Genomic DNA, 13,558 nt, shown 5'->3' with positions numbered 1-13,558 from the left:
CCAAAAGACATCCCCGCATATATAACAATAAGTCACCGCCTTATTGACGATGCTGCCAATTTTACATCATCATTTCTTGCAGCTTGCCTATTCCCTTCATCTCTTGTCTGGCGTCGATCAAGGGTCCACGCGGATTGTAATTGGGTGGCCTTCGCAATTCCAACATCCAATTGCCTGACCAAACCTTCGCGCCCTAAGCTACTGCGCACAGATAGATCATTGAAATCAGTGAATGATTTCTTATCACCGGCTTGCTCTCCGGTGGCAAAAACAGGAACGATCATTGCGCCCCGAGAAACTTCCGCCGCCTTAGATGCTTTATCCACGCCGGGATTATGGCCATGCTTTTCAAAAACCCGCTGGTCGTCATCCGCAGCAATCAGAAATGGCTTATCGGGGTAACGTGCGCGCAATGCTTCTGCCACAGCAGGCAAGTTGCCAGAATCGAAGCCTGCAACTGTCGCGTAGCCGACCGCTTCAGATATGCTCGTCGCCGTAGCATACCCTTCCCCGATAATTATGACTGGCGCTTTATCCAGAGCTTCCAAAGCCTTCTGGCCAATTCCGCCATTGACGACATGGAAATGACCCTCTTTCACGCTGTCCTTGGCAAAGACCTTCTCACCGCCTGGCTGAATGTATTGAGTGGTCCAGTGCTTACCTGATGTGTCGATTGCCGGTAGGATGATGGCATTTCCAGAACTGTCAGTATATGCCCCCTTAGTAATGCCAATACCCTTGCTTACGTGATACGCACTTGGCTTTTCTATTGGCGAATATCTTTCAAGCTGCTTTTGAAGACGCTGCGCAGTGTTCTCAAATGTTTCCTGCTGCTGCTGCGCCCTGATTTCCCTCTCCTGCACCATTTTAGCCAGGGCTTGTGCTTTTTCCTCGGGGCTAAGTGCAATGCCTGAAGCCCGCCAGCGCGTTTCCTCCTGAGTGCGGTTATTCATGATATAGCCCCCCGGCACCGCATCGTTGCCGAACGCAAAATAGAAGCCGGAACGCTCCTTTCCTTTGTCGTCCACGGTGGGAACACGCTGTTTAGATCCGTCCATGATAGGGTGCCCAGGAGGCACCGTTAGCCCACGGTGACGCATCGCTTCGGCAAATTCCTCCTGAGGAGACAAGGCTCGTTCCTGCCGGACTTGTGTCGGATCTATCTTCCACTTTTCGACAGATTTTGGATCAACCTGCCCGGCCAGAACGTACCAGCATTTATCTTTCCGGTCCCATCGAGCGCCAGCGGCTTTAGCAGCCTCCTTGTCAGCAAACGGAACCGCCAAAATGATGCGCTCTGCCCTTTCAGGCTTCTGCTCGGTTTGAATTGCTTGCCCCTGCCCTTCCTTTGGCGCCGGCACATCTGGCGCACTCCGGATCTGCTCACGCACATCTGAGGCTTCTTTGATCCACCGGCTTAGCGGCGCAGATTCAACACCTTGCGGGATATACCAGCTTTTAGCAGTGGCATCCCACGCCGCACCGGCCTCTTTTGCTTCGCGACGCTCAGCATAGGGCACGTTCAGATAATTACGTGGTGCTTGGGCCATGTCTTTGCTCCTTTGGCCGAGCTTAATCTGCGCCATGGCGCCCTCAACGTGCTCCGCTGCCGCGCTCGCCAAACCTTTCCTTTCAAGATAGGCAGGCCAGTCAGGACCATCCCCCGTGCTGGTGGGGGCAAGACCGAACAGAGGGGATAGTCGCTCAACTGCCGTGTTGAACATCGCCTCGTAGTTTCGGTCGGCCCCTACAACGTCACCAAGGTTCTTCAGGCCATGCCCTTGCATGGCGGCGGCTAGGGAAGTCTCTCCCGCTCCTTGGAAGGATGCAAAATGCTCGAAAGTGAGGGTATCATCCTCGAACAAGCTCTCGATCGGCGTGTTGGCCGCAGCATCGAAGGCCTGCTCCTCCGCCTGGAACGCAATATCCGCCGCTTCCGGCAACGCAAGAACGCGTTTGTGCTCCAGCCCCATCACATGGCTGAGGATCTTCTCCGCGTCCGCGCAGGCGCGCACAATCTCTAGCGGGTCATTCTCAAGGATTGCGATCCAAGAGTTCACATAGGCCGCGTGTTGCTCAGGGTCGTGCCCAATCCGCAATTCTTGACCGACCAGAAGGCTCGCGATTTCAGCACGCAATTCCTCTTTGGCGTATCCTGTCGAGCCAAATGGGTGGGAAAGATCACGCGCTAACCGGGAGGCGTGGCCGCTCGCATGCGCCAGCTCGTGCAATGCTGTGGCATAAAAGCGATCTGCTGATGAAAACTGCCCGCGCTCTGGCAGCGTGATCGTGTCGTTGGATGGCTGGTAATATGCCCGGTCACCTGCACGCTCTAAAATACGAACGCCGGAATTATCAAGAATGCTCTCCGCACGTTCCACAGGCACCCAATCCGGCTTGGGCCGAGGCGCTGCCGGTGGCAGTCCATCGATCTGCTCAGCATTGAAGACAACGGCATAAAATGCCCGAGGGCGCTCCAGCTGCACCGTCTGCGTAACCGTGTTGCCGTCGCCATCCTTCAGGGGCTGTCCGCTGGCGTCTCGAACAGCGCGCTGCTCTTCATATTGCCAATATTGAACCGGAGTCCCCCGCTCTCCTTTGCGGATCTGCGCCCCCATGGACGCCGCCTGCTTGTAGGTCATCCAACGATTATCGTTGTAGTCATACCCTGCCAGGTTGAGCGCGTTGACGCCCCGATACCGCTTCCCGGAGATTGGATTGACCGGCAGCGCTGAGACGCCATCGGCATCCCACGGCTTTTGCCATGGGGCGGTGCCCTGCTTCAACTGGTCGATAAGTCGCTCTGCGACTGCAACATGAAATGGCTTTCGGTCATTCTTAGGGCCGGCCATAATCAACGCCCTCCGGTGACGGCATAGTCGCCAAAGCCATCTTCTGCATTCAGCGCGTCATCTACGCCCAGGGCGTCTTCAAGAAAGGCGCCCGCCAACCCAGCCTCGTCAGGTTGAAACGTGACGGAAAGCCCCGGAATTTCCGCGTTTTCCAGCTTCGCAAGCACAATGTCTCGCAGCCCCGGATCTTGTCCCGGCGCCATGTGAAGGTCAGGTACGATTTGATAGGTCATGGGACTACCTCTCAGGGTTTGGGGGGAGGAGTTGAGGTGGTGGTTTTGCCGGTGCTGTAATCAGGCTTTCCGGCCTTATCGGTGTAGGTCTGGCGGCATGTCGGATAGCCGCTGCAAGCCCACCAAAACTGAAGCTTGTTCTTGCTCGATGGCTTGCGCCTCAAGCCGGAGCCGCATGACATGCACTTATGCAGCTCTGACACTGGCTCTGGGGCCGCACGGGGCACCGGCTTGCCGCGTTTGTCGTCAGCCGTATAGCTGCATCCTTTGTCACGCCCGCTGCATGACCAAAACGCGCCCTTTTTGCCCGCGATCCTGCGCAGTGGTAGAGCGCACTGAGGGCAGGGAATATGCTCAACCTGAAATTGCAGGCCAGAGGATTTCAGCGTTTCGATCTCGCCCGCAACATACTTGGCGATGCCTTCCACAAATTGGCGGACGCTACTCCTACCTTCGGTGATCGCCTTCTGCTGCTCGTGCCAGAGTGCCGTCATATCGGGGAATTTGGCTTGGTCGGGCAGAGCATCATAGAAGTTGCGCGCGGCGGGCGTACTGACAATGTTTTTGCCACGCTCGGTCAAAAACCCGCGCTGAAACAAAGTAGCGATGATGACATCTCGGGTTGCAGGCGTACCAATGCCACCGTGCTCACCTTTCTTATCTTTGTCGCGGGATTCCAGAAGTTCGCGTAGCCGCTCATTGCGTATGTAGCGCGCAACTCGGGTGAGGTCGGCTAGCAGGGTGGCCATGGTGTAAAGCGGCGCAGGCTTAGTCTCGTTCTGAATGTGCCGCGCAAGTGTGCATTGGCCCTCGCCACCAGATTTTAGATCGCGAAGATCCTGTGCCGCTGTTTGCTCCTCATCATTTTCCTCTTGGAGATCCTCCGCGCGATACAAGCTCTTCCAACCCGCGCGGGTCGTCACCTTTCCTGATGTGGAAAACGTCAACCCCTCAACGCTCACGTCCAGCTTGGTTTGGTCGTAGGCATGGTGAGGGTAAAATTGAGCGATGTAGGCCTGGGCGATCATGGCGTATATCTTGCGCTCATTGGCGCTCAGGCTGGCAAAATCCGCCACGGTTTCAGTGGGGATGATCGCGTGGTGTGCGGTGACCTTGCTGCTGTCGAATGCACGCCCCTTCACTGCCGCGTCGGCTCGTTCGATCAAGGCCGCTGTCGCTGGAATTGTGGCGGAAATCGCGGCTAAAACCCCCGGAGCATCGGCGTGCTGCTCGTCCGAAAGGTACTGGCAGTCCGAACGATTGTAGGTGATCAACCGGTGCTTTTCCCTGAGCGTTTGCGTGATCTCCTTCACTTGATCCGGCTTCAGACCATGCTTCCGTGCCGCATCCATCTGTAGTTTCAGCAAATTGTAAGGGAGTGGCGCCGGCTCAGTTTTAGCGGCGGTGACACAACTGGAAATGCGGGCCCCCTTTCCAGAGGCTTGATCCGCAATTGCCCGCGCAAACGCAGGATCTGCCAGACGCTTTTTATCGTCTACTGGATCGCCATCCCGCAGCTGATAGCGTGCCTGAAAGGCAATACCCGCCACCTCAAAATCGCCAACAACGGTGTAATAATAGGCTTTCGTGTGCGAAGCATGAGCCCGATCACGGCGCACCACCAGGCCGAGGATCGGCGTCTGCACACGCCCGACACTAAGCACGCCGTCATACCCTTTGACCTGCGCTGCAAGTGTGTAGGCTCGGGTCATATTGACGCCATAAAGAAGATCACCCACCGAACGGGCTTCTGCAGCAGCGCTCATACCTGCAAAATCGCTGTTGGGCCGCAGTCCCGCAAAGGCCCTCTGGATCACCTTGGGGTTGTTGTCATTGATCAGAACCCGCTCAACCGGTAACCTTGTGCCAGCCCATTCAAGCACTTCGTCCACCAGAAGCTGGCCCTCTTCATCCGGATCGCCAGCATGGATAATGCTTGAAGCCGTCTGCATGAGCGATTTGATGATCTTGAGCTGCTTGATCTTGTCTCGCGAAGGGCGCTTTTCCCACGGCACGAAGCTGATAGGCAAATCATCCATCACCCACGGCGTATCCGGCGTTACCAGTTCGAGCATGTGCCCAAACAGCCACGCAACCGCGTAGCGGCCACAATCAATGTATCCTTCTTTGCGCGCCCCTCCCCCCAAAGCGTCTGCAATGGCGCGCGCCAGCTCCGGCTTTTCGGCAATGACCAAAATCTCACCCGACATGAGCGCTCTCCCAAAGGAGGACGGGCACGACACGGGTGGAACCGTTGGTCGGGATCAGGCCGAAATATCGACTGTCGAAACTTTCGGGCGACTTGACGCCCATCACAAGCATCTGCCCACGCTGGATAATCCCCGTAACGGCTAAGGCTGGCATCGAACGCCCAAGAGCATCCCTTGCAACTGGAGCACTGTCGGGAATGAGGTTCCCGTTGATCCAGATGCCGCCATGATTGATCTTGTAGTGGTCACCGGCCACGCCCTCGATGCGCTTGAGCATCGGATAGGAGCCAATGCCGCATTTGCCGGGCTCCAAATAGCGCCGCGCGAGGGCCGATTTGAACGGTTCGCGCTCGGGGGGGCAGAAGGTGACAAAGACTCCGCGTTCCAAGGCACCATTTTGGGATCGATAGAACCCCTCTGGCACACTTGCGGATCTATTGAGAGTAAGGCCGCTCTGTGCCACGGCAGGCAGCATAGCCAGCGATGCCAGCCCAAAAAAACCAAAGACTCTGGTGTTGATGAAGGGCATCACGCATCCTCCGCACTATCGGCGGCGGCGCCGACCATCGAAATGGTGATCTTAGGGCTGGAGCGGTGGGGCGCTGCCACTGGCGTAAGCTTTGAGAGAACGTCGCTTGCCTTGGGTGGTGGAATTTTGGACCTTTCGGAAAACACCGGGTCTTTGAAATAGAGGGGCTGGCGCCCATAGATCATTGGGAAGCCGGCAGTGTAGATCAGCATGTCACCGGCTTCGGTGATCTCGCCGTTGGCATCCTTCTTTGGTCCAGGCATGCGGATACATTCGTCGTCCGTGAGGAGAGGCCGTTGCACTGCTTGCTGGGTGCGCGTCACCTGGCCATGAATGCCCCCAAACCGCTTCCCGCTGGTCGTGATCTGCTCATTGATCACGGTCGTTTGCCCGGTCAGCTTTGAAAGGTGCTGCGCGGTTTCCAATCGGTTTGGCGGATAGGCGTTTTGGACGTGGCAATTCGACGTGATCAGCTCATCCGGCCCATAGCCGGTTTCCCGGCTGCGCAGCTGATTGATGTCCTGACAGATCAGGTAAAACTTCAGCCCATAGCCCGCCGCGAAAGCAAGGCTCTCTTGAAGGATGGGCAGCTTCCCCAGCGCCGGGAACTCATCGATCATGAAGAGGAGCCGGTGCTTGTAGGTGGCCACCACCCTGCCATTCTCGAAGGTCTGCTTCGGAGCAAGCTTACGGACAATCATGTCGAGCATGATCCGCACCAAGGGCCGCAAGCGATCCTTATCCGTTGGCTGGGTAATGATGTAGAGGCTGACCGGTTTGTCTCGGTTCATCAGGTCATTGATGCAGAAATCCGAGACACTGGTGTTCGCCGTCACAACAGGATCTCGATAGAGATCAAGATAGCTGCTGGCCGTCGAGATGACCGAGCCCGCCTCTTCATCAGGCCGGTTCATCATATCCCTGCCGCTCGCGGCTATGATCGGGTGCGTTTGCTCGCCTTCGGCGCGATCAGGGTAGTGATTGAAGCCAATCATTTCCTTCCAAAGCTTCTTCACTGGCCGCGATGGATCAGTGAGAAGTCGATCGACCTCTGCCATGTTTGCCGAGGGCCCTCCCTGTAGGGCTCGGTAAAGCGTGTGCAGGATCAAACCTACCAGCAAGGAACGTGCTGTTTTGCCCCAATGGTCAAGGTCTTTGCCATCCGGATTGACAATGAGTGTCGCCAGATTTTGCACATCGGCCACTTCGTATTCTGTGCCCACGCGGATTTCGTCCAAAGGATTCCAGCGCGCACAGCCCTCAAGAGCGGCAGGCTCAAAGCGCAACACGTACTGGTTGCCGTGAGCCTTTCTCCATCCCGCCGTAATGGACCAGAGTTCCCCCTTCAGGTCCGTCGCAACAAGAGAGTGGCCCCATGACAGGAGTGTAGGGATTACCAGTCCGACGCCCTTGCCGGATCGCGTCGGGGCATAGGTCAGTACATGCTCAGGCCCATTGTGGCGCAGGTAATGCACCTTGGCGTCTTGATCGACCCAGCTTCCGACATACACGCCATCGTTATGAACCAAGCTAGCTGCTGAAATGTCCTTCCAGTCAGCCCAGCGTGCCGAACCGTGCAGGTATTCGTTGGTGCGGGAGCTATTAGCTTTCACATTTAGGTAGAGCACATTTGCGATAAGCCCGAGGGCGGAAACCATCCCGCCGAAACCGAGGCTCTTGGTAAATTCCGCCGAGTAGATTTTCCCCCAAGCGGAATACCATTGGAAGATTGCCCATGGCTTATAAAGGCCATGAAAGCTCTCACCCAGGACTGATTGATACCGGAAGTCGTGCGCGCAGATTTGCGTGGCCACACTGGCGCCAGCGACAAGCGACGTGACGGCCAACGCTGGGACAAGAGGGCTACGCCTCTGCGCTTTGGCTCGGACTTGTGGCCCAACAGCGTTGTTGCGCTTGGGAGGTTTCATCGGCCCCTCCCCTTCGTGATGATCTTGCCGCCTTCACCCAGCTCGATCTCTGTTCCAATGGACAAGCGCGCCACTCTGGCGGCGGTCTTGGCGTTGACGGGCAGCACCATGATTTCTTCCTTCTGGCGAAGCAGAAGCAAATTCACGCCATCAATGGTTCGGCGGCCAGCGTATTCCGCCGATCCTACTTCACCATTGTAGGGGCGATGCTTCGCTACTGAAAAACCACTTTGCCGCTTCGCCTCACGTTCCGCAACGTATTTATCAGTCGCGGCAGTCAGATTCTGATCGGTACTCAGGTTATGAACGGGCCGTCGCACATCACGATCTGCCCCTCTTCCTCGCTGGTCCAGGTCATGACGAACATCACGCGGCAGTAGCATCGAAGTTCGTCGCTCGAACCGTGCCACATTGAGTTCGGACAGGTGGCGCACACGATTTCGGGCTTGGGGCGGCGGCTCTCGTCCAACCTCCGCAAGGTGGGTCCAAGCTCCCCGCCCGCTTGATCGTCCTCGCCCATCTCCGGTTCGCCATGCATCGTAGGCTCCCCGGTCAACTCTATCTCCTCCTGCTGGCCCTCGCGTGGCATTGGCGTCTGACTGACTGCCGCCGCCGCTTCGGCCAGAAGCTGATCGAATGTCTTTTCCTCGCTCATTTTCATCCTTTGATTTTGTGAGGTTTACAGAAATGCCCAGCCCTTGTGCCAAGGCAGCAACACGCCCTTGGAACTGTGAATTTCCCTCGACTTTAAGGGTGTCACCAAATCGCTGGCGCGCGATCTCCAACGCCATGAGGATTGCCTTATCATCAGCTCCACGGCTCACATGGAGGAGCTTCCCCTCATCCCTGACGGCGGCGCCGTCATTGGCATAAATGATAGTGCCAGATCGGGTGACGGCATCGACGCGGGCACCCACAAAGGCAGCCGCCCCCATGCCACTCAGCCCTTCCCTTTGCGTTGGTCCTCGCTCACGCCTGCCACGAAGAGCGGCCAAGGCCTCGGCGTTACCTGTTTCCGCCTGACCTTTCAGCCAGTCGAGCCAGGCGGTTTTACGATAGGCGCCATCGATGCGCTTCCGCTCGTACTCATAAGCTACGCGCACCGCATCGCGGGCATTCCTTTGTGCGAAGTTGATCGCAGCAAAGGACAGCTTGCGCAGGATCGGTGACTTGATGGTCTTGATCTTATCGCGCTGCGCCCGAACCGCTTTTGTAATCTGCTCATGCGCGTGCCCGCGCTTGACCTTGGCGGTATCCATTGCCTCTTTTCGACCGCCCTGATTGGCGTTCATTGCGTCGCGATAACGCTGGAATAGCGCACTCGTATCAATTTTGGTCCGCACCGGCCTTTGGGCGTAGACCGCCTTGGGGACCGTTACCGCAGAGGGATCACGCTGGAATTGGCCAAGGCGACCTTCCAGCGCTGCTTTCGAGAGGTCGCGAGAGGCTGAGCTTGCCTTGATACAGGTGCCATCTTCCTTGGAAACGATGATAAGCCCATTGGCGCGGGATTGAACCTCAAGGCCATGATGCCCAAGGATGGTGTGGATCTCGGTCCAGCTTTGCGCTCCCCGCATTTCTTCGACGCAGGTTTGCCGGACCCAAGAGATAAGGCTCTCAACACCAGCCATGGCCTCCATATCATTGGCCCGGCCCTCGCCGGTTGGCCTCAATCGCTGATGGTTGACCAGTTGCAAGCCGAACTGCACCTCCAACCGCTCACAAGTCTTCGCCAGCGTTTTGTAGTCATTATAGGGGCTGAGCACGTTCCCGCTGACAGGATGCACCTTGTTGATGGCGAGGTGGATATGCAGATTATCCGTATCGTGGTGCACCGCGCTTATTCTCTGGTGGTCAGAAAACCCCAAAGCTGCACATATCTCCGCTTCCACTGCCTTTAGAACCTCAGGCGCGGGGCTCTCACCCACGGGGAATGAGACAATCAAATGATAGGTCTTGTCGCCCTTGGACCTTATCTGGGAAGCCTGAAGGGCCTCCACTTCCATGCAAGCGTCGGCAACATTGCCACTATGGCAATTCGTGATGGTCACCTCGCCAACCCGCTCTTGGCGCCCTTGCGAGTTTGAGATGTAGTCCACCAGCTTGGAGAAGGCAGACAGCCGTGCTGTCCGCATGGGCACATGCTTGGCAATCATCTGCGCGCGCCAGTGTTTAGCGGTTGAACAAACGTCATGCCGCGATGTGCTTGCCGAGAGTGTTTAGCGGCTGAACAATGGATCACGCCCGCCCCCTCACCACGCGCTGAATGATGGCGCGTAGATCGCTCTGGCCACCTTCGATCTCGGTTAGAGCCCGTCGAATATGGCGCTGCATTTGCCGATAGGGAACGCCAAGCTCCACCAGCTTGGCGTCGTCTGAAAGCCAGAGCTTCAGAAGCCCGCCAAGGCGCCCCATGTTGGCAAGAGCCAACGACAAATCTTTAACAGCATGGAGATCCAAAACACTCTTGGGCTCATGCTCAAGTCCAAGCTGCCGCAAGTAAGCAGATGCGCTCAATCCGCTCGAACGGGCAGCCTCTTCAATCTCCCGCTTCTCCTCTGGCAAGCACCGAACAGCGATGATCGGGCTCGACTTGCGGGTAACCTTTTCTGTTTCAGCCATGGCGTTTTCCAATGCGGTAGCAGTGTTCCCGAAGGGCAAGATCACCGTTGAGCAGCGTAGCTGCGAATAAGGTGGAGTGAGGGGGGGACGCCGGCTTTGCCGGTGTACACACCTCACATATCTTGCCCGCCACTTCCTCCTTAATTCTCACGGCATTTATCCGATATCATCGGGTAAGTCAGCCGAATTTTGGGCAATTCGACCGATATAAACACGATATTTCCGCATGCCTCGAACGCTAGTGATGAGGCATCCAACCGATAGGCCTGCAAATTTTCGCGGAAATATTCGACATACCGAACCGACCTGCGCTATGGATGACGCCAGAAAGGAGGTGTTTTTGAACGATGGAACCGCGCGAAAAGCGACTGGTGGAGCGAATGAAGGCCGCCAGAACCGCCAATGATAAAACCAGTGTCGGCAAGCGCCGGTGGTTTCGTGCCATCTCAGGAGAGGTGCGCGAAGCCTTGGAAGATGGAGAGACGGCTCGCGCGATTTGGGAGCATCTGAGGACAGAACAGAACTGCCCGGTCAACTATGTGACCTTCACCATCTATTGCCGAAGGATGCTTGAGGAAGGCGAGGCGCCGTCCGTGAAATCAGCTCGAAAGGCGGGAACCGCCTCTCATGGAAATTCGCGCTCGTCGGCACCTGTGCCGGCGAGCGCGCCAGCGCTGGCGCCCCCCCCTGCCCTACCTGCGCCAACAATGCCCCGACCTGACACGATGGGTCGGGTTTTCATTCACGATCCTAATCCTAGAAAAGAGGACCTTATATGAGCCGCGTACATATGATGCTCCAGGGCAAAGGCGGGGTGGGCAAATCCTTCGCCTCGGCCATGATGGCACAATTCATGGCAGATCGCGGCGAGGCGCCGCTCTGCATCGATACCGATCCGGTCAACCAGACCTTCGCGGGTTTTGAATCGCTCAACGTGAAGAAGATCGCCCTGCTGGAGGGCGACGAAATCAACACCCGGAATTTTGACGCAATGGTCGAGTTGATCGCCTCGTCAAAGAGCGACGTGATCGTTGATAACGGGGCGAGCTGCTACCAACCGCTATCCCATTACCTCCTGAGCAATGGTGTGCCAGAATTGCTGTTCGACCTTGGGCACCAGGTCGTATTGCACACGGTCGTCGTGGGCGGGCAGGCCATGCTTGATACGTTGGCCGGGTTCTCTTCTCTTGCCAAGGCCTTCCCGGCAGAGGTGCCAATCGTTGTTTGGTTGAACCCCTATTGGGGGCCGATCGAGCATGAAGGCGTGAGCTTCGAGAAAATGAAGGCCTATCTGTCAAATAAGTCGCGCGTCAACGCATTAATTAACATCCCCTCGATGAAGGCCGAAACCTTCGGTCGCGATCTGTCGGACCTTCTGCAAGAGCGCCGCGCCTTCGCTGATGCTGTGAATGATGCTGCGCTGCCCCTGATGGTAAGGCAGCGACTGAAGCAAACCCGCGACAAGATCTTTGCGGGAATGGCTCAAGCGCAGGTGTTCTGATGGATGACCATGACCAGCGACTTAAAGACATTATCGCTGAGGTTGCTCGGCGTCATGGGGTTGCTCTGGGCAAGGATGATCCGATCCTCATACTTGAAACCTTCCATGCGCGGATGGTGGGCGACATGGCAACCGCCGTCGAAAAGGAGACGCAGAAATTTCGGCAGCAGCTGGAAGAGGCATTATCCAGCTATAACAGTCAGGTCGTTCGCACGACAGAAGCAGCATTGAACGCGGTGATCGAAGCCGCTGACAAAGCGGCGCGTGAGAAAATGATGGTCGGTGTGGAGGGGCAGCTTTCCGAGATCCGGGGGCAAGTTGGGCGGGATATTGAAAGCCCGATCAACGCGGCAATTGCTCGGATCATACCTCACCTGAAAAGTGCAGAGCATGTTTCGCGGTTAAACATTCTCGCTGCGTCAATGAGCCTGTTGGCCGTGACCGCTTCTCTCTGGATGATGTTCCATCATTGAGAAACCGGGCTTTGAATGGCTCGCCATTCAAAGCCCGCGATTTTCCTGCCCCCTGCCCGCTCAAGCCCGGCCTCGGAAAAGTTTAGCCGCTAAACTCGGGCCTTCGCGGGCCTTGAACGGCTTGCCGTTCAAGGCCCGCGATTTTCCGCCAGAGAGAAGCTGATCGATCTTTCAGGAACGCGCTCATGGTTTGAGCTTCCGACCGCATCAAATAGTGAGGGAGGGTGCGAAGCCCCCTCCCCCTTCGACTTATGCAGCCGCCTTGAGCTTTTGCATTCCTTCCGCAAGCGTCCAGAGTGCGCGATTGACCTGCACATTCTGGTCGATCCCGCCAATAGCGCGCGTCCTACGGCGATTGATCCTCCCGCTGTCATCCACCCGCTGCCCGATGATGCCACCGCGAAGGATATTTTCCTGCACGGCGTTGAACGTCGTCCAGAGGTTGCTTTGTGCATCTGCTTGCCTACGGGGCCGCAATACCTGCTCGGGAGTAATCGGTGCCTTTTCCTCACCATACCGCGCAACAAGGCTGGCTTCAGCAAAAACGCGGCGCTCATCAGCGGACAGATCAAGAGCGCTCATTTCCCGCGTTGCATCCAAAAGGCGAGGGAAGTCCTTCGCCACGGTGTAGGCTCCCTCAATGATCTGGTCCTGCACGTCGCCTTTGTGATGGACGCGGATTTCCTCAAACTGATCGCCTGCAATCAGCGAGTTGGTGCAAACAAAGCGAATGATCCCGGCAAACATCTGATACGAGGTCGTCCCGTCATGGCTGTTCACAATGATAACCTCGGGAGCCTCGGTCTGGGTCATCTGATCCGGGCGACGCATCCGCAGCATGTGCTTCGCGTGGCCAGTGCGTCCACCATCGCGGGGCTGAGCCTGAACCGCGAAAAACGGGTGCCAGCCTTCACGGCGCAAACCCTCGACAATGTTGATGGTGGGTACATAGACATAGCGCCCTGAGCGGCTGTGGTGAGCCTCCTCCGCAAAGATCGATGGCACAACCTGCTGGAGCTGGCCATTGTCCAGCGGATCACGGCCCGAAATGCTGCGGACGCGACGGCCAAAGCGGGTTGCCAGCGAATAGTTGGTCATGGTGCATTCCCTTTCGTATCGAGCCGAAGGCGATGGCTCTAATTTCTTTGGCGCTCATCGAGCGAAAGGGGGGGTGAAGGCGGCAAGGGCTGTGCGGGGGGAGGGGCCCCAA

At 57.0% G+C, this 13,558-nt stretch carries 11 protein-coding genes; 3 read left to right on the top strand and 8 right to left on the bottom strand.

Annotated elements, in window-relative coordinates; all coding sequences use genetic code 11:
• Positions 1–32: 32 nt before the first annotated feature.
• From HGK27_RS30645 to HGK27_RS30615, 7 genes are all read right to left on the bottom strand, one after another.
• Positions 33–2,852: a zincin-like metallopeptidase domain-containing protein gene (locus HGK27_RS30645; RefSeq protein ID WP_206245870.1), complete on the bottom strand. Its 2,820-nt coding sequence runs from the start codon at positions 2,850–2,852 to the stop codon at positions 33–35.
• Positions 2,853–2,854: 2 nt separating this feature from the next.
• Positions 2,855–3,085, bottom strand: coding sequence for a hypothetical protein (locus tag HGK27_RS30640; protein WP_241127994.1), 231 nt, complete (start codon positions 3,083–3,085; stop codon positions 2,855–2,857).
• An 11-nt stretch (positions 3,086–3,096) separates the two neighbouring features.
• Complete coding sequence (locus HGK27_RS30635; RefSeq protein ID WP_206245869.1) at positions 3,097–5,295, bottom strand: DNA topoisomerase 3; 2,199 nt, start codon at positions 5,293–5,295, stop codon at positions 3,097–3,099.
• On the bottom strand, positions 5,285–5,824 hold the full coding sequence (gene traF, locus HGK27_RS30630; protein WP_206245868.1) for a conjugative transfer signal peptidase TraF: 540 nt from the start codon (positions 5,822–5,824) through the stop codon (positions 5,285–5,287). The genes HGK27_RS30635 and traF overlap by 11 nt, the downstream gene beginning before the upstream one ends.
• On the bottom strand, positions 5,824–7,752 hold the full coding sequence (locus HGK27_RS30625; RefSeq protein ID WP_206245867.1) for a type IV secretory system conjugative DNA transfer family protein: 1,929 nt from the start codon (positions 7,750–7,752) through the stop codon (positions 5,824–5,826). Before HGK27_RS30625 ends, traF begins: the two co-directional genes overlap by 1 nt.
• Positions 7,749–9,908 (bottom strand): TraI/MobA(P) family conjugative relaxase, encoded by a 2,160-nt coding sequence (gene traI / locus HGK27_RS30620; RefSeq protein ID WP_206245866.1) that lies wholly within the window; start codon positions 9,906–9,908, stop codon positions 7,749–7,751. Before traI ends, HGK27_RS30625 begins: the two co-directional genes overlap by 4 nt.
• A gap of 82 nt (positions 9,909–9,990) precedes the next feature.
• Entirely contained in the window at positions 9,991–10,374 is a 384-nt protein-coding gene (locus HGK27_RS30615) for a plasmid mobilization protein (RefSeq protein ID WP_241127993.1), read from the bottom strand.
• A 347-nt stretch (positions 10,375–10,721) separates the two neighbouring features.
• Between HGK27_RS30615 and HGK27_RS31495 the strand changes: the two genes are divergently transcribed.
• Genes HGK27_RS31495 through HGK27_RS30600 form a run of 3 tightly spaced genes read left to right on the top strand, consistent with a single transcriptional unit; the run spans position 10,722 to position 12,348 of the window.
• Positions 10,722–11,153, top strand: a complete 432-nt coding sequence (locus HGK27_RS31495; protein ID WP_206245865.1) for a TraK family protein — start codon at positions 10,722–10,724, stop codon at positions 11,151–11,153.
• Positions 11,150–11,875 (top strand): nucleotide-binding protein, encoded by a 726-nt coding sequence (locus HGK27_RS30605; RefSeq protein WP_206245864.1) that lies wholly within the window; start codon positions 11,150–11,152, stop codon positions 11,873–11,875. Before HGK27_RS31495 ends, HGK27_RS30605 begins: the two co-directional genes overlap by 4 nt.
• A complete protein-coding gene (locus HGK27_RS30600; protein WP_206245863.1) occupies positions 11,875–12,348 on the top strand; it encodes a hypothetical protein in 474 nt (157 codons plus the stop codon). The genes HGK27_RS30605 and HGK27_RS30600 overlap by 1 nt, the downstream gene beginning before the upstream one ends.
• Positions 12,349–12,597: 249 nt before the next feature.
• Here HGK27_RS30600 and HGK27_RS30595 read toward each other — a convergent pair whose 3' ends face one another.
• Positions 12,598–13,446, bottom strand: a complete 849-nt coding sequence (locus HGK27_RS30595) for a DUF932 domain-containing protein (RefSeq protein WP_206245862.1) — start codon at positions 13,444–13,446, stop codon at positions 12,598–12,600.
• Between the last annotated feature and the right edge of the window lie 112 nt (positions 13,447–13,558).

This window comes from Novosphingobium terrae (assembly GCF_017163935.1).
In the GTDB taxonomy this organism is placed as follows: Bacteria; Pseudomonadota; Alphaproteobacteria; order Sphingomonadales; family Sphingomonadaceae; genus Novosphingobium; species Novosphingobium terrae.
The sequence above is the reverse complement of the archived record's forward strand: the minus strand, read 5'-3'. Positions and strand labels throughout refer to the sequence as shown.